The following is a 17,959-nucleotide window of genomic DNA, read 5'->3' as shown; positions in this document are numbered from 1 at the left end:
CCTACGAAGCCGAAGTCACCCGGTACACGTCGTACACGCCCTCGACCCCGCGCACGACCTTGAGCACGTGCCCGAGGTGCTTCGGGTCGCCCATCTCGAACGAGAACCGGCTCACCGCCACCCGGTCCCGCGAGGTCGTGACCGAGGCGGACAGGATGTTGACCTTCTCGTCGGCCAGCACCTTCGTGACGTCGGACAGCAGCCGGTGCCGGTCGAGCGCCTCGACCTGGATCGCCACCAGGAACACCGAGGACGACGACGGCGCCCACTCCACCTCGACCAGCCGCTCCGGCTGGGTCCGCAGGTCGTCGGCGTTCGTGCAGTCCGTCCGGTGCACGCTCACGCCGCCGCCGCGCGTCACGAAGCCGAGGATCTCGTCGCCCGGCACCGGCGTGCAGCAGCGCGCCAGCTTCGCCCAGACGTCGCTCGCGCCCTTCACGATGACGCCGACGTCGTTCGAGCCGCGGCGGCGCGTGACCGTGGACGGCGTGGCCCGTTCGGCCAGCTCCTCCTCGGCCTCCTCGACGCCGCCGATCAACGCGACCAGCCGCTGCACCACGTGCTTCGCGCTGGTGTGGCCCTCGCCGACGGCCGCGTACAGCGACGAGATGTCGCCATGCCGCAATTCCGTGGCCACCGAGCCCATCGACTCCGCCGACACGAGCCGCTGGATCGGCAACCCGACCTTGCGGATCTCCTTGGTGATGGCTTCCTTGCCCGCGTCGATCGCCTCGTCGCGGCGTTCCTTCGCGAACCACTGCCGGATCTTCGCCCGCGCCTTCGGCGAACCGGCGAACTGCAGCCAGTCGCGGCTCGGCCCGGCGCTTTCCGCCTTGGACGTGAAGATCTCGACGACCTCGCCGTTCTCGAGCTTCCGCTCGAGCGCGACCAGCCGGCCGTTCACGCGCGCGCCGATGCAGCGGTGGCCGACCTCGGTGTGCACCGCGTACGCGAAGTCCACCGGCGTCGAATCCGCGGGCAGCGTGATCACGTCGCCCTTCGGCGTGAACACGAAGATCTCGCGCGCGGCCAGTTCGTAGCGCAGCGATTCGAGGAAATCGCCCGGGTCCGCGGCCTCGCGCTGCCAGTCGAGCAGCTGCCGCATCCACGCGATTTCGTCGAGCTCCATCGCGTTGTTGCTGGCGTGCGTGCCCTTGGTTTCCTTGTACCGCCAGTGCGCGGCGATGCCGTACTCGGCGGTGCGGTGCATGTCGTAGGTGCGGATCTGCACCTCGAGCGGTTTGCCGTCCGGCCCGATCACCGTGGTGTGCAGCGACTGGTACACGCCGAACCGCGGCTGCGCGATGTAGTCCTTGAACCGCCCCGGGACCGGCTGCCACAGCGCGTGCACCACGCCCATCGCGGCGTAGCAGTCGCGCACGTCCTCGACCAGGATCCGCACGCCGACCAGGTCGTGGATGTCGTCCAGGTCGCGGCCGCGGACGATCATCTTCTGGTGGATCGAGTAATAGTGCTTCGGCCGTCCCTCGACCTTGGCGGTGATCCGCGACGACACCAGGTTGTTCGTCAGGTCCGCGATCACCTTGCGCAGGTAGGTGTCGCGCGAGGGCGCGCGGTCGGCGACCAGCCGCACGATCTCGTCGTACTTCTTCGGCTGCAGGATCGCGAACGCGAGGTCTTCCAGCTCCCACTTCACCGTGGCCATGCCGAGCCGGTGCGCCAGCGGGGCGAGCACCTCGAGCGTCTCGCGCGCCTTGCGGGCCTGCTTTTCCGGCGGCAGGAAGCGCATCGTGCGCATGTTGTGCAGCCGGTCGGCGAGCTTGATGACCAGGACGCGCGGGTCCTTCGCCATCGCGATCACCATTTTGCGGATGGTCTCCGCTTCGGCTGAGGTGCCTAGTTTGACCTTGTCCAGCTTCGTGACGCCGTCGACCAGTTCGCCGACCTTGTCGCCGAAATCGGCCTTCAGCTGTTCCAGGGAGTAGCCGGTGTCCTCCACCGTGTCGTGCAGGAGGGCTGCGACGAGGGTGGTGGTGTCCATGCCCAGTTCGGCGAGGATGGTGGCGACCGCGAGGGGGTGGGTGATGTACGGGTCGCCGGACTTGCGGCGTTGTTCGCGGTGAAGTTCTTCGGCTACGTCGTAGGCGCGTTGGAGCTGGCCGAGGTCGGAGTTCGGGTGGAGTTCGCGGTGGATGACGGCCAGGGGTTCCAGGACCTGCTTGACCGGGGCCGCTCGCTGGGCGGTGATGCGGCGGGCCAGGCGCGCGCGGACGCGGCGGGTCGCGGAGGGGTTGGGCGCGGCTCCGTTGGCCCGGACCCCGGCATCCGCGGCGGTCGCGCCGCCCTTCGCGGGGACATTGGCGTCGAGCTCTTGGCTCACCCGCACCTCCAGCTGCTTCGTGCGGCCTCGAACCTTCAGGGTAACCGGTTGGTCTGGGCGGGAGAGCGGTGACGTGCCGTTGCGGCTCGTCGCCTGGCGGCGACATTGCGCCCGGGTGGTTGCGTGGGGCACCCCGAATTTTCATTGTGCTGACGGTTCGGGGGTGCTTGTCAAGGCGGGAAAGATGCCTTGACAAGCACCCCCGAACCGCAGGGCGGCTTCGTATCGGGGTTGGGGCAGGGGCTGGGTGCCTCGCTCTTTGGGTGCAGCGGTGCGGTTTTAGGGACGTGCTGGGAACCAGCACGGAACGTTCAGACGGTGCGGAGTGCGTGGACGGGGCGGGCGTCCAGGGCGGAGCGGCCGTTCAGGGCTTCCAGTTCCAGCACTACCGAAATTCCGGTGACTGTGGCGCCTGCGTCTTCCAGGAGTTTCGCGGTTGCCGCCACTGTGCCGCCGGTGGCCAGGACGTCGTCCATGATCGCGATTCGCTGGCCGGTTTTTACTACGCCTGCTGGGAGTTCGACGCTTGCGGTGCCGTACTCGAGCGCGTAGTCCACTCGGCCTGCTACGGACGGGAGCTTGCCGGGTTTGCGGACCAGCACCACGCCCATGCCCCGGGAGTAGCCGACTGCCGCGGCCAGCAGGAAGCCGCGGGCCTCGACTCCGGCCACCAGGTCGGCGGCCGGGTCGAGGGTGTCCGCCAGGGCGTCGGCGACTTCGGCGAAGCCGGGGCCGTCGGCGAACAACGGGCTCAGGTCGCGGAACAGGACGCCTGGCTCAGGGAAGTCCGGGACCTCGGCGATCAGGTCCAGTGCCTCGTCGAGCTTCATCGGGGTCAGCGCTTCTTCTTCCCCGACGGGCGCTGCTTCGGGTGCCGTGCCGGGACGCCCGCCGCGGCGGCCATTGCCTTTTCCTTGCGGAGTTCGGCAGCCAGCTGGTCCTCGTCGTTCGCGTCGAAGTCGTCGTCCGCCTCGCGCTTCGCGGCCTTCGCCCGGCGGGCCGCCACGCGTTCGGCCTGCTGGCGGTACTGCGGGTCGCGCATCTTGAAGTCGACCAGCAGCGGCGTCGCCAGCGCGACCGACGACAGGACGCCGACCAACGTGCCGGTGAGCTGCACCAGCGCCAGGTCCTGCAGCGTGCCCGAGCCGAGCAGGAGGTAGCCGACGATCAGCAGGCCCAGGATCGGCAGCAGGGCGATGAACGCGGTGTTGAACGACCGCATCAGGGTCTGGTTCAGCGCCAGGTTCGCCGCCTCCGCGTACGTGCGCCGCGACAGGCCGAGCAGGCCGCGGGTGTTCTCCCGGACCTTGTCGAACACCACCACGGTGTCGTACAGCGAGAACCCGAGGATCGTGAGCAGGCCGATCACCGTCGCGGGCGTGACCTCGAAGCCCACGAGCGAGTACACGCCCGCGGTCACCACGATGTCGTGCAGCAGCGAGACGAGCGCCGCGAACGCCATCCGGGTGTCGAAGTAGATCGCCAGGAAGATCACGACGGCGACCAGGAACACGGCGAGCGCGATCAGGGCCTGGCGCGAGATCTCGTCGCCCCACGACGCGCTCACCGCGCTGTCGCTGATCGCCTGCTCGCTCGACTTGCCGTTGCTGCCGATCGGGCCCAGGTCCTCGAAGATCTGCTTCTTGACCTTCGCCACCTGGTCGGCGGTCAGCGTCTCGGAGCGGGTCTGGATGGTCGAGGCGTTGCCGGTGCCGACCGTCTGGGTCTCCGCCGGAGCCTCGCCCAGCGCGGCGTTGAACGACTTGATCACCTGGTCCTGGGTGATCTGGCCGTGCGTGCCGTGCGCGGGCAGCTGGATCTGCGTGCCGCCCTCGAACTCGATGCCCACGTTGAAGCCGCGGAAGATCATCGAGCCGATGCACACCAGGAGCAGCAGCGAGAAGAAGATATACCAGCGCTTGCGCGCGCCGACGATGTCGACCGCGCCGGTGCCGACGTAGAGCCGGTGGAAGAAGCTCTCCTTCTTGGCCGGCTTGGCCGCCGCGCTCGCGGTGCTGCCGGTGCCGCCCGGGCTGTTCGAGCCTTCGGGGCTGTCCGAGGTGACGCCTGCGGTTTCGTCGCTCACGTCAGGCCTCCTTCACGTTCGCGCGACGGCCGGGAGCGGGGCGCGTGGACTTGCGCTGCGAGCCGAGCTTCTGGACGGCGCCGAGGCCGAGATTCCGGGGATTGGACAGGAACTTCGACTTCGAGGTCGACACCATCGCCACGAGCGGATGCGTGACCAGGTAGACGACCACCAGGTCGAGCACCGTCGACATGCCGAGGGTGAACGCGAAGCCCTGCACGTCGCCGACCGCGATGACGTACAGGATCGCGGCGGCGAGGAAGCTGACCGCGTCCGAGGCCAGGATCGTGCGCCTCGCCCGCGCCCAGCCGCGCGGCACCGCGGACCGGAACGTCCGGCCCTCCCGGATCTCGTCCTTCAGGCGTTCGAAGTAGATGACGAACGAGTCCGCGGTGATGCCGATCGCGATGATCAGGCCGGCGACGCCCGCGAGGTCGAGCGTGTACCCGATCCAGCGGCCGAGCAGCACCAGCACCGCGTACACGAGCAGGCCGGACAGCACCAGCGACCAGATCGTGAGGATGCCGAGCAGCCGGTAGTAGAACAGGCAGTAGACGAACACGACGGCGAGACCGATCGCGCCGGCGATCAGGCCGGCCTGCAGCGAGGCGTAGCCGAGCGTCGCGGACACCGTAGTGGCGTCGGACGAATCGAACGACAGCGGCAGCGAGCCGTACTTGAGGATGTCCGCCAGGTTCTTCGCGTCGGTCTGGGTGAACTTGCCGGTGATCTGCGTGTTGCCGCCGAGGATGGCGTTCTGCACGGTCGGCGCGGACACCACGTCCGTGTCGAGCACGAACGCCGCCTGCTTGCCGATGTTGGCCGACGTGAAGTCGCCCCAGGTCTTGCCGCCCGCGCTCTTGAAGCTCAGGTCGACGATCCACTGGCCGCGCTGCTGGTCGTAGCCGGAGTTGGCGTTCGCGATCTCGGTGCCGGGGATGATCTCCGGGCCGAGCACGTACTTGGTGGTGTCCTTGTCGCCGCAGGTGACCAGCGGCTGGTTGGGCAGGTCGTTGCCCTCCAGCGGGTCCGCGGCGTTCGGCGCGCAGGTGAGCGCGGCGAGCGCCTTCTGCTGCGCGGCCTGCGCGGCGGCGGCCTCCTGCTGGTTCTTCGGGTCCTTCGGCATCAGCGCGGGAGCCTGGCGCACGGCGCGGGCTTCCTCGATCGGGTTCTTGCCCGCGTTCTGGCCGCTGGCCGGGGCCGAGGGCGTCGTGCTCGGCGGCTGCTGCGCCGACGCGCCTTCCGCTCCCCCGCCGCCGCCCGGCTTGCTCGGCGCGGTCGCCGGCGCGCTCGGGGTCCCGGAGGCGCCCGGGGCTCCGGAAGCGGGAGCCGACGGCGGCGCGGCCGGGGCGTTCGGGACCGAGGTGATCACCTCGCGGATCCCGAGCTTGGCGGTCCGGCCCAGGTTCTTCGCCTCGTCGCCCTGCTCGCCCGGCACGGTGATCACGATGTTGTTGCCGTCGAGCACCACCTCGGTGCCGCCGACGCCGATCCCGTTGACGCGGGTCTCGATGATCTGGCGCGCCTGGTTCAGCGAATCGCGGGTGGGCTGGCCGCCGTCGGGCGTGCGCGCGGTGAGCGTGACCCGGGTGCCGCCCTGCAGGTCGATGCCGAGTTTCGGCGTCGCTTTGCCGCTGCCGGTGAAGAACACCAAGGCGTACAGCACGACCACGATCAGGGCGAAGAAGGCGAGATAGCGTCCCGGGCGGAGATGCCCGGCCGATGGTGCCACTGTGCTTCGGTCTCCTCGAACTGGCACGGACTGGATGGACCCCAAGTGGTTCGGGTGCGCGAGCCGGAAGGGGGTCCCCCGGACGCGGCTGGGCGTGAACTATGACGGCGGACACGCACGCAGCACCGAGACAGTACTCGGTGCTGCGTGAGCCCGGCGTTCGCCCGTACCGACTTTCGTAGGCTGTGGGCGGATCACTGCCCGGTGAAGCGCGGAGGCTACTTCTTCCCGTGCTCGAGCGGGGGCGCCACCTGCGCACCGGAGGTCTGCTTCTCCTCGGCGGAGATCGACTCCTGGGCCGGGGCCTCCGACGAGGTCGCGGCGGTCTCCGGGGCCTGCTCGAGGGCCGCGGTCTCGGCCGGGTCCTCGTTCTCCTCGGTCTCGACGACCGGCTCGACCTTCTCGCGCACCGCGAGGCGCAGCCAGGTGGTGACGACGCCCGGCGCGATCTCGATGTCGATCGTAGTTTCGCTGCTCGTGTCGGCGACGGTGCCGTACAGGCCCGACGTGGTCATCACGCGGTCGCCCGGGGCGATGCTGTTCTGCATCTCCTGCTGAGCCGCCTGCTGCTTCTTCTGCTTGCGGGTGCCCATGACGAGCGGCACGGCCACCACGAGCAGCAGCAGCAACGGCAGCAGTAACTGGTTCATGACTCTCCTCGACGGACGCCTTTCTCGGCTGCCCGCGTCCGGTTTCGACGGATGTGCTGTGTTCGAGTGTGCCAGGTACCGGCGGAAACGCCACCACCCGGGCCGCTGTCCGCCCTTGTCAGGCCTGGTCGAACAGCGTGGGACCGCCCTGCTCGGACCGTCCCGCCTCCGGGGGCGGCACGAGTCCGAGGTGCTGCCACGCGGCCGCGGTCGCGACCCGGCCGCGCGGAGTGCGGGCGAGCATACCGGCCCGGACCAGGTAGGGCTCGCACACCTCCTCGACCGTGGTGGCCTCCTCGCCGACGGCGACCGCGAGCGTCGAAATGCCCACCGGCCCCCCGCCGAACGACCGGGTCAGCGCGCCGAGCACGGCCCGGTCCAGCCGGTCCAGGCCCAGCTCGTCGACGTCGTAGACCTTCAGCGCGGCCTGCGCGACCTCCAGCGTCACCTTGCCGTCGGCGCGCACCTCGGCGTAGTCGCGGACCCGGCGCAGCAGCCGGTTCGCGATCCGCGGCGTGCCGCGCGACCGGCCGGCGATCTCGGCGCAGCCGTCGCGGTCGATCTCGATGCCGAGGATCGTCGCCGCGCGGCGGACGACCAGTTCCAGCTCGGCCGCGGAGTAGAACTCCATCTGTCCGGTGAAGCCGAACCGGTCGCGCAGCGGCCCGGTCAGCGAACCGGACCGGGTGGTGGCCCCGACCAGCGTGAACGGGGCGATCTCCAGCGGGATGCTGGTCGCGCCGGGCCCCTTGCCGACCACCACGTCGACCCGGAAGTCCTCCATCGCCAGGTACAGCATTTCCTCGGCGGGCCGGGCGATCCGGTGGATCTCGTCGATGAACAGGACGTCGCCGGGCGCGAGGTTGGACAGCATCGCGGCCAGGTCGCCCGCGCGCTCCAGGGCGGGCCCGGAGGTGATCCGGATGGCCGCGCCCAGCTCGGCGGCGACGATCATCGCCATGCTCGTCTTGCCGAGGCCGGGCGGGCCGGACAGCAGCACGTGGTCCGGCGGCACGTCGCGCCGCCGGGCGCTCTCCAGCACCAGCTCCAGCTGCTCGCGGACGCGTTCCTGGCCGACGAACTCGTCGAGTTTCCGGGGCCGGAGCGACGTTTCCAGGTCGCGTTCGCCGGTCTGCGCGAGCGCGGACAGCGTTTCGTCGCCCGGCTCGTACCCGCCGGTGTCGAACTCGGTCACTTCGTGGTTCATCGGCGGCTACCGCTTGCGGCCCAGCAGCGCCAGCGCCGCGCGCAGCACCGACGACGTGGTGTGCCCGTCGCCCCCGGACAGCACCTTGTCCACCGCCTGCTCGGCCTGTTTGGCCGGGAAGCCCAGCCCGGCCAGCGCTTCCACCACCTCGCCGCGCAGCGCGCCGGGCGCGGTCACCACCGGGGCGTCGGCGGTCCCGCCGAGCGCGGTCACCTTGTCCCGCAGTTCGAGGCTGAGCCGCTCGGCGCCCTTGCGGCCGATGCCGGGCACCTGGGTGAGCACGGTGATGTTGCCTTCGACGAGCGCCGCGCGCAGCTTGTCCGGCTCCAGCACGGCCAGCGTCGCCAGCGCGAGCCGCGGCCCGATCCCGGACACCGTCTGGAGCAGGCCGAACAGCTCGCGCGCGTCCTCCTCGGCGAACCCGAAGAGGGTCAGCGAGTCCTCGCGCACGACCAGCGCGGTGTGCAGCCGCGTCTGCTCGCCGCGGCGCAGCGTGGCCAGCGTCGCCGGGGTGGCCTGCACGGCGAGGCCGACGCCGCCGACCTCGACCACCACGTGGTCGAGCCCGACGGACAGCACTTCGCCGCGTACCGAGGAGATCATCGTCGTGCTCCTGTTTCGTTCCGCTTCGTGGTCGATCCGGCCGCCTTGGCCGCGGCCGCCAGCCGGGCCTTGTGGGCGCGGACCAGTTCTGCCGCGCGGGCCTCGGCCTCGGCGAGCCGGACCCGCATCGGCTCGCGCCACAGGTGGCAGATGGCGAGCGCGAGCGCGTCGGCCGCGTCCGCCGGATGCGGTTTGACCTCCAGCCCGAGCAGCCGCATCACCATTGTGGTGACCTGTGCTTTGTCCGCGCGCCCGGACCCGGTGACCGCGGCCTTGACCTCGCTGGGCGTGTGGAAGACGACCGGCAGCCCGCGCCGCGCCGCCGCCAGCGCCACGACCCCGCCCGCCTGCGCGGTGCCCATCGCGGTGCGGACGTTGTGCTGCGCGAACACCCGCTCGACGGCCACCGCTTCCGGCCGGTACCGGTCGAGCCAGCGCTCCACCTCGTCCGCGACGCCGAGCAGCCGCTGCGCGAGGTCCTGGTCGGCGGGCGTGCGCACGACCCCGACCGCGACCGGGCGCACCGACCGGCCCTTGCCGCCGTCGACCACGCCGAGGCCGCACCTGGTCAGACCGGGGTCGACCCCGAGCACCCGCACCGTTTCTCCTCCGCCCGCGCGAACATCAGTTCGAGATGCAGGCTAACGGTCGCAGCGGCTGGCCTCGCGCAGACACGCACTAACACACGTGCACCCGTGCCGGCGCCGGCGACGACCTGGCGAACGGAGCCGTCCGCGAGCACGATGGAGGCATGCCGGGACCGGAGGATTTCGTCGCGCACCTGGGCCTGGAGCCGCTGCCGGTGGAGGGCGGCCGGTTCGCGCAGAGCTGGCGCGCGGACGAGGGTTCGGCGATCTATTACCTGCTCACCGCGCCGGAGGTCTCCGCGCCGCACCGGCTCGACCGGGTCGAGGTGTTCGTCCATCACGCCGGTGCGCCCGCCCGGATGCTTTTGCTGAGTCCGGACGGAGAGGTGACGCGCCCGGTGCTGGGCAGCGACGTGGCCGCCGGGGAACGCCCGCAGGTGGTCGTGCCCGCCGGAACGTGGCAGGCGACAGTGTCGCTGGGCGCGTGGAGCCTGCTCGGCACGGTGGTGGTGCCGCCCTATGCCGACGACTGCGCGGAGTTCGCGGACCCGGCGACGCTGGCCGCGCGGTTTCCCGACGCCGCCGCCGATCTGGCCGCGCTGAGCGCTGGTTAGCCGGGTCAGGGGCCGTCGACCCCGGGCGTCCAGCTTTCCGGGTCTCCGCTTTCGGTGAGCACCGGCTGCCATTCGGCGAAGCCCTCGGGTGCGTCGGCGTGCCACGGGAAATGCCCGTCCGGCGTCGCGACGATCATCTGCAGCGCCGGGAAGTCGCCGTCCGGGTAGACGAGGAACGCGGACCCGAAGTACTCCGGGTAGTGGCCTTTCGCGACGCGTTCGAAGACCACCGGCGCGCCCTCGAAGAAATCCTCGTAGCGCTTGCCGACCTCGAAGATCTCGCCGTTGGCGGAGCGGTCGACGTACGCGTCGAGCAGCACCGGGGCCATGTGGTCGGGCAGCCCGATCACGACGGCCTCGGGCACGTTGTGCAACGCCCACGCGCACGCGGTGAAGCAGTAGCCGGCCCCTTGGTCGTCGGCGGGCACGGCGATGACCGCGTTGCCCCGTTCCCTTGCCTGGGTCTCGATCCAGGCGATCAGGCTCTGCTCTTGCTCGGTGAGGGCGGAGGTCGTCACGGCGGCCATTCTGCCCCACCCGCGCGCCCGAGCCCAGTCCCCGCGCCGGTCATTTTCCGCCCGCCCCAAGGATTTTCGCGTTTTCCCTTGCGCGCCAACGGAAAACTCCGACGAAAACGGCCGCGCCCCGGAGTGCCGGGGCGCGGCCGTGTCGTGTCGCGACGGGATCAGTCCACCGCGGCCATGACTTCGTCGGACACGTCGAAGTTCGCGTACACGTTCTGCACGTCGTCGCAGTCCTCGAGCGCGTCGATCAGCTTGAAGACCTTCTTCGCGCCCTCGACGTCGAGCGGCACGCTCACCGACGGGAGGAAGGTCAGCTCGGCCGACTCGTACTCGAACCCGGCCTCCTGCAGCGCCTTGCGGACCGGCACGAGGTCGGTGCCCTCGGAGACGATCTCGAAGTTCTCGTCGAGATCGTTGACCTCCTCGGCTCCCGCGTCGAGGACCGCCATCAGGACGTCGTCCTCGGTCGCGTCCCCCTTGGGCATGATCACGACGCCCTTGCGGTTGAACATGTAGGCGACCGAGCCCGGGTCGGCGAGGGAGCCGTTGTTGCGCGTGAGCGCGGTGCGGACCTCCATCGCGGCGCGGTTCTTGTTGTCGGTGAGGCACTCGATCAGCACCGCCACGCCGTTCGGGCCGTAGCCCTCGTACGTGATGGTCTGCCAGTCGGCGCCGCCCGCCTCCTCGCCGGCGCCGCGCTTGCGCGCGCGCTCGATGTTGTCCTGCGGGACGGAGTTCTTCTTCGCCTTCTGGATGGCGTCGTACAGCGTGGGGTTGCCGTCCGGGTCCCCTCCCCCGGTCCCGGTGCGGGCGGCGACCTCGATGTTCTTGATCAGCCGCGCGAAAAGCTTGCCCCGCTTGGCGTCGAGGTTCGCCTTCTTGTGCTTCGTCGTGGCCCACTTGGAGTGGCCGCTCATCTTTCCTCCATCTGTTCCCGCGGCCGCGTGCCTCCCGGCGCGGCCGCCGCAATCCTTGCTCAGGCTTTCCGCACGAGCTCGACGAACAGCCGGTGCACGCGCTCGTCCCGGGTGATCTCCGGGTGGAACGCCGTGGCCACCACCGCCCCCTGCCGGACGGCGACGATCCTATCCGCCCTCGGCCCGTCCGGCGGCTCCTCCGGGTCCGGCACGGTGGCCAGCACCTCGACCCCGTCCCCCGCCTTCTCGACCCACGGGGCCCGGATGAACACCGCGCGCAGCGGCCCGCCGTCCAGGCCGGCGAACGGGAGGTCGGCCTCGAAGGAGTCGACCTGCCTGCCGAACGCGTTGCGCCGCACGACCACGTCGAGGCCGCCGAGCTGCTGCTGGTCCGGGCGCCCGTCGAGCACCTGGCGGGCCAGCAGGATCATCCCGGCGCACGAGCCGAACGCCGGCAGGCCGCCGGCGATCCGCTCGCGCAGCGGTTCGAGCAGCTCGAAGGTCTCGAGCAGCCGCGACATCGTGGTGGACTCCCCGCCGGGCAGCACCAGGCCGTCCACTTCGGACAGCTCGGAGGGGCGGCGCACCGGAACCGCGCGGGCTCCCGCGCTCTCCAGCATCGCGACGTGCTCGCGCACGGCGCCTTGCAGGGCGAGCACGCCGACCGCCGGCCGTGCTCCCGTAGCTGTCGCCACCGAACCTCCCGTGAGACGTTCACATCAGCTTAGGGGGGCCGCCCGGAGCGCAACCGGGCAGGTCAGGCGGGCGGCGCCGGGGCCGCCGCCCGCCCGGCGGCCCGTCCTGGACCGACGTGAAGTGGACTGCTGAAATCTGTCGCCAGTGGCCACCTCGAAGGTGGTCTCCACCGGAGCCGGGACCGCCCGTCTTCCGCGGGCCGCTCCCGTCTTCCATGGTAGGCCGTCCCGGAAGGCCCAGGTCAACGCTTCCCGGCGGAAAAGTGACCGAACCCCCGTGGATCTCTGCGCGCGGAAAGTGGCCTTCCGAGATAGCCGCGCAATGGCCTGCCTCAGCGGTCCACCGACGGCTTACGCTGGAGGAGAAGACCACTTCCGCTCCCCCGAGAAAGGCCCGCAAGGTGTCGCAGCAGCAGAACGCCGAACCCCAGACCGTCACCGGCACCGCGAAGGTGAAGCGCGGCATGGCGGAGATGCTCAAGGGCGGCGTGATCATGGACGTCGTGACCGCCGACCAGGCCAAGATCGCCGAGGACGCGGGCGCGGTCGCCGTCATGGCGCTGGAGCGCGTCCCCGCGGACATCCGCGCGCAGGGCGGCGTCGCCCGGATGAGCGACCCGGACCTGATCGACGGCATCATCGAGGCGGTCTCGATCCCGGTCATGGCGAAGGCGCGGATCGGCCACTTCGTCGAGGCGCAGGTGCTGCAGTCGCTCGGCGTCGACTACATCGACGAGTCCGAGGTGCTCACCCCCGCCGACTACGCCAACCACATCGACAAGTGGGCGTTCACCGTGCCGTTCGTGTGCGGCGCGACCAACCTCGGCGAAGCGCTGCGCCGGATCACCGAGGGCGCGGCGATGATCCGCTCGAAGGGCGAGGCCGGCACCGGCGACGTCTCGAACGCGACCACGCACATGCGCAAGATCCGCGCCGAGATCCGCCGCCTGCAGTCGCTGCCCGAGGACGAGCTGTTCGTCGCGGCCAAGGAACTGCAGGCGCCGTACGAACTGGTCCGCGAAGTGGCCGAAGCGGGCAAGCTGCCGGTGGTGCTGTTCACCGCGGGCGGCATCGCCACCCCGGCCGACGCGGCGATGATGATGCAGCTGGGCGCGGAGGGCGTGTTCGTGGGCTCGGGCATCTTCAAGTCCGGCAACCCGGCGCAGCGCGCGGAGGCGATCGTGAAGGCGACCACCTTCCACGACGACCCCGACGTGCTGGCGAAGGTGTCGCGCGGCCTCGGCGAGGCGATGGTGGGAATCAATGTCGAAGACGTGCCGGAACCGCACCGGCTCGCCGAGCGGGGCTGGTGACGGTCCGCTTCACCCGGTTCTGCTCGCGGGAACGGCGCCAGTGCCCGGCGCCGTTCCCGCGCATTTCCGCGAAGAATATTCCAACCTAGCGCGATGCCGCTCGAACCAGCCTAAATAATCCTCAAGTTTCCCGCCGCCGGCTCCCCTTCGCCTTAGTCTGGCGATACCGGCTCACGAGAAAGAACAGCCGACCGTCAGGGGGAGCCATGCTCGAAGCATTCGTCATCCTGGGTGGAATCGTCATCGTCCTGCTCGCGGCGGGACTGGTCGTGGCCTCGAAGGACGTCGGCCGCAAGGGGCGGCCGGACGTTGCTGACGCACGGCGGCAGGCCGGGGCCCAGCGCGGCTACGTATTCCTCAGCCAGCCGTGGAGCTGACGCCGTAATACGGCGAGTCGCATTTCCGCCGTTAAGCCGGGGGAAGGCTCGCGTCAATCCCGTCCGGCGTGGACGAGCTTTTCGGCGAGCAGCCGGGGGTTGGTGAAGAGCGCTTCGTGGCTGCCGGGCAGCTGCACCAGCCGGTGCGGGCCGAGGCGTCCGGACATCCGCGGGTGCCACCCCCATTCGCCGGGCGGGAGCGCCGTGTCGTCGGTGCAGTTCAGGTAGCTCTTGGCGATCTGCAGCCGGGAGAACCTCGACAGGTCGAGCCGGTCGAGGAAAGGCCGGTACGGCGTCGGGGACAACTGCTGGTACGCGGCGCTCGCGCGGTCGAAGTCGGCGTCCTGGATGAACGCGTCGCGCCAGATCGGGAACGGCAGCAGGACTGTGTTGTCGGGCGATTCGGAGGCCAGGCGCGCGAACAGCTCGCGATAGTGCGGCGGGAGATCGTCCTCGACGCTGGTGCCCGGCCGCGGCACGAACGCGTTCCAGAAGACCAGGCGGCGCAGCCGCTCCGGGATCTCCTCGGCGACCCGGGCGATCACCGTCCCGCCGAAACTGTGGCCGACCAGCACGACGTCCGCGAGATCCCGGTCCACGACGAACCGCTGGACCGACCGCACGCAGTCGTCGTGGCCGACCGCCTTGTCCACGCCCTTGCCGTGGCCTGCCATCGTCGGGCAGTACGCGGCGTGCCCCAGTTCTTCCAGCCGGGGAACGACCGCGTCCCAGGCCGAGCCGTCGTGCCAGGAACCGTGCACGAGAACGAACGTGAGCATGACCGGACCTCCGTCGATCGGGGTGCGGGACGGCGCGGGGAGCGTAATTCCCGGTCCCGGGGAGCGGTCCCGGATGCCTTCGGAGAGTCACCGCCGCGGATCGGCGTCGCCTTCGGTGCGATGGTGCATCGCGCGATAACGGCCGGGGGCGTGCCCGACGACCCGCTTGAAAGCGCGCGCGAACGCGAATTCCGAGTCGTACCCCACCTCCCGGGCGATCTGCCGCAGCGGGGCACGGCCCTCGCGCAGCAGGCGGGCGGCCACGGTCATCCGCCAGATGCCGAGGTACTCCATGGGAGTGTGCCCGGTCGTCGACGCGAACCGGCGGCTGAACCGGGCGCGCGGGACGCCGACGGCGTGCGCGAGCGCCTCCACCGTCCAGGGCTTGCCGGGGTCGTCGTGCAAGAGCGCGAGCGCGGGGCCCACCGCGGGGTCGTGGAGCGCGCGGGCCCATCCGACCAGCTGGTCGGGCTGGCCGAGGAACCAGGACCGCAGGGTGTAGGTGAACAGCAGGTCGAGCAGCGAAGCCACGACGGCGGGCGTGCCGCGGCCGGCTTGGTCGACCTCGGTGGTGAGCAGGTGGACGGCGGCGCCGAGGCGGGTGCCGCGCATCTGGTCCGCCGTGACGTGCACGACCTCGGGCAAGGAGGCGAGGAACGGGTGCTGCGGCGCGGGTTCGAGGAGGTACGCGCCGCAGACCAGCACGGTCTCGGCACCGTCGCCCTCGATGACGAGATCGGTGGCCGACAGCTCCTCCAGGTCCGCGCCGAACAGCTCGCGCACGGTGGGAGCCGGCCGGCCCGCGGTGTCGGAGACGACGTGCCCGGCTCCGGAGGGCAGCAACGCGACATCCCCCTGGGCGAGCTGCAGAGCCTCTCCGCCGTCCGGGACGAGAACGTGCGAACCGGCGATCACGACGTAGATCGTGGCGATCGACCGCGACTCGAACGCGATGCCCCAGGGGGCGCGCAGCAGCGCCCTGCCGTAGACCACGCCGCCGCGCCGGAGGGCGGCGACGATGTCGCCCACGACGTCGGCCACCTGGTCCCGCTCGCGCCCGGCCGCTTTCACCGGTCCCGCCGTCCCCGATTCGCTCCGGCCCGGCGCCGATCGGACATGAATCTGTCGAGAACTGTCATGGCGCGCGTCGATGACCCATTCCTACGGTGATGCTGTTGCCGATTCGACCCTACCTTGCGAGGAACGCGTGCCTGCCACAGTTCTTGTTCTCGGCGCGACCGGCCGCACCGGACGCCGCGTGGTGTCCTTGCTGGCCGAACGGGGGCACGCGATCCGGACCGCGAGCCGGAATCCGGGGAGCCGGCAGGGCCCGGTGACGCCGGTCCGCTTCGACTGGAACGACCCGGCGACCTACCCGCCCGCGCTGGACGGCGTGGACGCGGTCTACCAGTGGTTCCCGATAAGACCCGACGCCGCGACGGAGGTCGCGGCATTGCTGGACGACGCCAAGGCGGCCGGGGTCCGCCGGGTGGTCCACCTGTCGACCGCGACGGCGCACCTGTCCGGCGAGGACTACCCGATGCAGGAGGCCGAACGCCTCCTCGAGACCGGCCCGGTGCCCTCGACGATCCTGCGCCCCAACGTCTTCGCCGAGAACTTCTCCGAACACCCCGCGATCCTGCAGGGCATCCGCACCGGAGTCGTCGCGGTCCCCGCGGGCGACGGCCGGGTGGCGCCGATCTCCGTCGAGGACATCGCCGCCGTCGCCGCGGCCGCCCTGACCGAGGACGGGCACGAGCACAAGACCTACTCCCTGACCGGACCCGATTCACTGTCCTTTTCGGACATGGCAGCGATCGTGGGCGCCGCGGCGGGAAAGCCGGTGCGGTACCGGGCGATGGACCCGGCCGAGTTCCGCGAAGCCATGCTGGGCGGAGGGATTCCCGGTCAGGTAGCCGACTTCTACGCCGCCATGTACGAAGGCATCCGCAACGACCGGGCCGCCGAAGTGACCGACGACGTCCAGCGGATCACCGGCCGGCCGCCGGTCTCCTTCGCCGCCTACGCCCGCGCGGCGGCGGCCCTGTGGCGCTGAATCGGGCGGCTCGATTTGCCCGGTCGGATGCGCGCATGCCGCGCCTTGCCATACTCCGCGGCATGGCCGTGACCCAGCAGCTCGCCCGCATTCCCGTCGCGCACCTGGCCGCCTGCCGGGATCGGCGGAAGCGCTGGACGAACTCTGCTCGGTTCCGGAGGACTGCCTCGACTTGAACTGGTGGCCAGTCACCCTGAAACCGGCTTGGAAGCTGACCGGGGCCGCCGAATCGACCCTCGCACTGCTGCAGCGCGGCTTCGACGGCGACGAAGAAGTCACTCCGGCCTACCGGGACTTCCTCCCTTCGATCGACGGGCATCCGGTGACCGCGCTGGAACCCCGGCAGGTCGCAGCGGTCGCCGAAGCGTTGCGCGGCATCGCCCCGGAAGCGGTCCGCGCTGTCGTGCCGTCGGAGCCGGATCGGGTCGAGGCCCAGTTGGGCTCGCTGGCGCGGACAGTGCGCGGCGAACTGGCTGGGCAGCTGGCCCAGCAGCACGCCGTCCTGCGCGACTTCTCCGCGGAAGCCGCACGTCGCCGGCTGGCCGTCGTGCTGTGGTGGGACTGATCCGTCACAGCCCCTTCAGCACCCGGTCCAGCGCCGCCCGGCCCGCGGGGCCCCAGTGCGGTTTGCCGCCGGGCAGGCCGCGGTCCCCGTTCTGTCCCATGAGGATGAGGAAAAGGCTCTTCATCGCGGCGAGCCCGCGGGCGCGGCGGATCGCCGATTCGTCCGCCCGCGCGTACCTCTCGAAGAACCGCGCGGCCGTGCCCTCGGGCAGCACCACCCAGGCGGCGGCGAGATCCCATGCCGGGTCGCCGGCGAACAGGTCGCCGAAATCCACGATGCCCGAGAGAGTTCCTTCTGCGACAACGACATTCGCCGGATGGAGGTCGCCGTGCACCCACCCGGGCGGCTCCTCCCACGCACCGGCCGCGGCGGCGTCGTCCCAGACTGCCCGGACGTCGGCCGCGAGGTCGTCGAGGGCGACCGCCTCGAGGAATTTCTCGAAGCCGTCCGTGCAGTCGCGGGGATGAGCGCCGCGGTCCGCGGAGACCGGCGCGTCGGCGGGGGCTTCGGCGTGGAGTGCCCGGAGGAAGTCCGCCAGCGTGTCGGCCGCGTGCTCGCCCCGGCTGATCGTGCCGTGGTCGAGCGGTTCGCCGGGAACCCAGGTCATCACGGTCCAGTGCTTGGGGAACCGCTCGGAGGGTTCGCCGGACCGCACGGGCACCGGCACCGGGAGCGGCAGGCGCGGGGCCAGGACCGGCAGCCATTGCCGTTCCTTGAGCTGCAGCTGCGGGGTGGGGTCATTGCGCTGCACGCGGACGGCCAGTTCGTCCCCGAGCCGCCACATCTGGTTGCCCCAGCCGCCCGGCACCTCGCGGATCGGCAGGCCGGCGAGGTCCGGATGCTGGTCCCGGAGCAGGTCGCGGACCAGGTCGGCGGTGAGCACGATCTCGGGGGCGGTCACGGGGAGACAGTA

At 70.9% G+C, this 17,959-nt stretch carries 19 protein-coding genes; 5 read left to right on the top strand and 14 right to left on the bottom strand.

Translation table 11 applies throughout. The annotated features are described in order from the left end of the window. Position 1: 1 nt before the first annotated feature. The 8 genes from F9C12_RS42190 to ruvC form a co-directional block, all read right to left on the bottom strand. Positions 2 to 2,341 carry a RelA/SpoT family protein gene (locus F9C12_RS42190; protein ID WP_409179897.1) on the bottom strand — a complete coding sequence of 780 codons (2,340 nt, stop codon included), beginning with the start codon at positions 2,339 to 2,341 and terminating at the stop codon, positions 2 to 4. 311 nt (positions 2,342 to 2,652) lie between these two features. Further along, the gene (locus tag F9C12_RS42185) at positions 2,653 to 3,171 is read right to left on the bottom strand and encodes an adenine phosphoribosyltransferase (protein ID WP_409464194.1); all 519 of its coding nucleotides are present in this window, start codon (positions 3,169 to 3,171) and stop codon (positions 2,653 to 2,655) included. A gap of 5 nt (positions 3,172 to 3,176) precedes the next feature. Further along, a complete protein-coding gene (secF, locus tag F9C12_RS42180; RefSeq protein ID WP_409464193.1) occupies positions 3,177 to 4,427 on the bottom strand; it encodes a protein translocase subunit SecF in 1,251 nt (416 codons plus the stop codon). 1 nt (position 4,428) lies between these two features. Further along, on the bottom strand, positions 4,429 to 6,159 hold the full coding sequence (secD, locus tag F9C12_RS42175; RefSeq protein ID WP_409464192.1) for a protein translocase subunit SecD: 1,731 nt from the start codon (positions 6,157 to 6,159) through the stop codon (positions 4,429 to 4,431). 218 nt (positions 6,160 to 6,377) lie between these two features. After that, complete coding sequence (yajC, locus tag F9C12_RS42170) at positions 6,378 to 6,809, bottom strand: preprotein translocase subunit YajC (protein ID WP_409464191.1); 432 nt, start codon at positions 6,807 to 6,809, stop codon at positions 6,378 to 6,380. A gap of 118 nt (positions 6,810 to 6,927) precedes the next feature. Further along, positions 6,928 to 8,016, bottom strand: coding sequence for a Holliday junction branch migration DNA helicase RuvB (gene ruvB, locus F9C12_RS42165; protein WP_409179892.1), 1,089 nt, complete (start codon positions 8,014 to 8,016; stop codon positions 6,928 to 6,930). Between the two features lie 6 nt (positions 8,017 to 8,022). Continuing rightward, positions 8,023 to 8,619 carry a Holliday junction branch migration protein RuvA gene (gene ruvA, locus F9C12_RS42160; protein ID WP_409464190.1) on the bottom strand — a complete coding sequence of 199 codons (597 nt, stop codon included), beginning with the start codon at positions 8,617 to 8,619 and terminating at the stop codon, positions 8,023 to 8,025. Continuing rightward, the gene (ruvC, locus tag F9C12_RS42155; protein WP_409464189.1) at positions 8,616 to 9,218 is read right to left on the bottom strand and encodes a crossover junction endodeoxyribonuclease RuvC; all 603 of its coding nucleotides are present in this window, start codon (positions 9,216 to 9,218) and stop codon (positions 8,616 to 8,618) included. Before ruvC ends, ruvA begins: the two co-directional genes overlap by 4 nt. Before the next feature lie 152 nt (positions 9,219 to 9,370). Between ruvC and F9C12_RS42150 the strand changes: the two genes are divergently transcribed. Beyond that, positions 9,371 to 9,820, top strand: a complete 450-nt coding sequence (locus tag F9C12_RS42150; RefSeq protein ID WP_409464188.1) for a cupin domain-containing protein — start codon at positions 9,371 to 9,373, stop codon at positions 9,818 to 9,820. A 5-nt stretch (positions 9,821 to 9,825) separates the two neighbouring features. Here F9C12_RS42150 and F9C12_RS42145 read toward each other — a convergent pair whose 3' ends face one another. From F9C12_RS42145 to pdxT, 3 genes are all read right to left on the bottom strand, one after another. Further along, on the bottom strand, positions 9,826 to 10,347 hold the full coding sequence (locus tag F9C12_RS42145) for a DUF4262 domain-containing protein (RefSeq protein ID WP_409179888.1): 522 nt from the start codon (positions 10,345 to 10,347) through the stop codon (positions 9,826 to 9,828). A 158-nt stretch (positions 10,348 to 10,505) separates the two neighbouring features. Beyond that, complete coding sequence (locus F9C12_RS42140) at positions 10,506 to 11,261, bottom strand: YebC/PmpR family DNA-binding transcriptional regulator (RefSeq protein WP_009079324.1); 756 nt, start codon at positions 11,259 to 11,261, stop codon at positions 10,506 to 10,508. A gap of 59 nt (positions 11,262 to 11,320) precedes the next feature. Next, a complete protein-coding gene (gene pdxT / locus F9C12_RS42135) occupies positions 11,321 to 11,956 on the bottom strand; it encodes a pyridoxal 5'-phosphate synthase glutaminase subunit PdxT (RefSeq protein ID WP_409179887.1) in 636 nt (211 codons plus the stop codon). A 464-nt stretch (positions 11,957 to 12,420) separates the two neighbouring features. Here pdxT and pdxS point away from each other — a divergent pair, with 464 nt between their 5' ends. Continuing rightward, positions 12,421 to 13,269: a pyridoxal 5'-phosphate synthase lyase subunit PdxS gene (pdxS, locus tag F9C12_RS42130; protein WP_234392882.1), complete on the top strand. Its 849-nt coding sequence runs from the start codon at positions 12,421 to 12,423 to the stop codon at positions 13,267 to 13,269. Positions 13,270 to 13,475: 206 nt separating this feature from the next. Continuing rightward, positions 13,476 to 13,646, top strand: coding sequence for a hypothetical protein (locus tag F9C12_RS42125; RefSeq protein WP_409179886.1), 171 nt, complete (start codon positions 13,476 to 13,478; stop codon positions 13,644 to 13,646). 53 nt (positions 13,647 to 13,699) lie between these two features. Here F9C12_RS42125 and F9C12_RS42120 read toward each other — a convergent pair whose 3' ends face one another. Continuing rightward, positions 13,700 to 14,425: an alpha/beta fold hydrolase gene (locus F9C12_RS42120; RefSeq protein WP_409464187.1), complete on the bottom strand. Its 726-nt coding sequence runs from the start codon at positions 14,423 to 14,425 to the stop codon at positions 13,700 to 13,702. A gap of 87 nt (positions 14,426 to 14,512) precedes the next feature. Beyond that, a complete protein-coding gene (locus F9C12_RS42115; RefSeq protein WP_409464186.1) occupies positions 14,513 to 15,496 on the bottom strand; it encodes an AraC family transcriptional regulator in 984 nt (327 codons plus the stop codon). 136 nt (positions 15,497 to 15,632) lie between these two features. Here F9C12_RS42115 and F9C12_RS42110 point away from each other — a divergent pair, with 136 nt between their 5' ends. Continuing rightward, entirely contained in the window at positions 15,633 to 16,481 is an 849-nt protein-coding gene (locus tag F9C12_RS42110) for an NmrA family NAD(P)-binding protein (protein ID WP_409464185.1), read from the top strand. Positions 16,482 to 16,653: 172 nt separating this feature from the next. Further along, positions 16,654 to 17,046: a hypothetical protein gene (locus F9C12_RS42105; protein ID WP_409464184.1), complete on the top strand. Its 393-nt coding sequence runs from the start codon at positions 16,654 to 16,656 to the stop codon at positions 17,044 to 17,046. A gap of 4 nt (positions 17,047 to 17,050) precedes the next feature. Here the strand turns inward: F9C12_RS42105 and F9C12_RS42100 are convergent, their stop codons facing one another. Further along, positions 17,051 to 17,947 carry a phosphotransferase gene (locus F9C12_RS42100; protein WP_409464183.1) on the bottom strand — a complete coding sequence of 299 codons (897 nt, stop codon included), beginning with the start codon at positions 17,945 to 17,947 and terminating at the stop codon, positions 17,051 to 17,053. Between the last annotated feature and the right edge of the window lie 12 nt (positions 17,948 to 17,959).

Source organism: Amycolatopsis sp. GA6-003, from assembly GCF_046267895.1.
In the GTDB taxonomy this organism is placed as follows: Bacteria; Actinomycetota; Actinomycetes; order Mycobacteriales; family Pseudonocardiaceae; genus Amycolatopsis.
This window is presented reverse-complemented; position numbering and strand designations above follow the sequence as displayed.

What these genes read in the sequence shown, in the direction of transcription:
- pdxS (WP_234392882.1), top strand. Translation starts at nt 12,421, where the DNA reads ATGGCGGAGATGCTCAAGGGCGGCGTGATCATGGACGTCGTGACCGCC.
- F9C12_RS42125 (WP_409179886.1), top strand. Translation starts at nt 13,476, where the DNA reads ATGCTCGAAGCATTCGTCATCCTGGGTGGAATCGTCATCGTCCTGCTC.
- ruvB (WP_409179892.1), bottom strand. Translation starts at nt 8,016, where the DNA reads ATGAACCACGAAGTGACCGAGTTCGACACCGGCGGGTACGAGCCGGGC.
- F9C12_RS42145 (WP_409179888.1), bottom strand. Translation starts at nt 10,347, where the DNA reads ATGGCCGCCGTGACGACCTCCGCCCTCACCGAGCAAGAGCAGAGCCTG.
- F9C12_RS42140 (WP_009079324.1), bottom strand. Translation starts at nt 11,261, where the DNA reads ATGAGCGGCCACTCCAAGTGGGCCACGACGAAGCACAAGAAGGCGAAC.
- yajC (WP_409464191.1), bottom strand. Translation starts at nt 6,809, where the DNA reads ATGAACCAGTTACTGCTGCCGTTGCTGCTGCTGCTCGTGGTGGCCGTG.
- ruvA (WP_409464190.1), bottom strand. Translation starts at nt 8,619, where the DNA reads ATGATCTCCTCGGTACGCGGCGAAGTGCTGTCCGTCGGGCTCGACCAC.
- F9C12_RS42120 (WP_409464187.1), bottom strand. Translation starts at nt 14,425, where the DNA reads ATGCTCACGTTCGTTCTCGTGCACGGTTCCTGGCACGACGGCTCGGCC.
- F9C12_RS42185 (WP_409464194.1), bottom strand. Translation starts at nt 3,171, where the DNA reads ATGAAGCTCGACGAGGCACTGGACCTGATCGCCGAGGTCCCGGACTTC.
- F9C12_RS42150 (WP_409464188.1), top strand. Translation starts at nt 9,371, where the DNA reads ATGCCGGGACCGGAGGATTTCGTCGCGCACCTGGGCCTGGAGCCGCTG.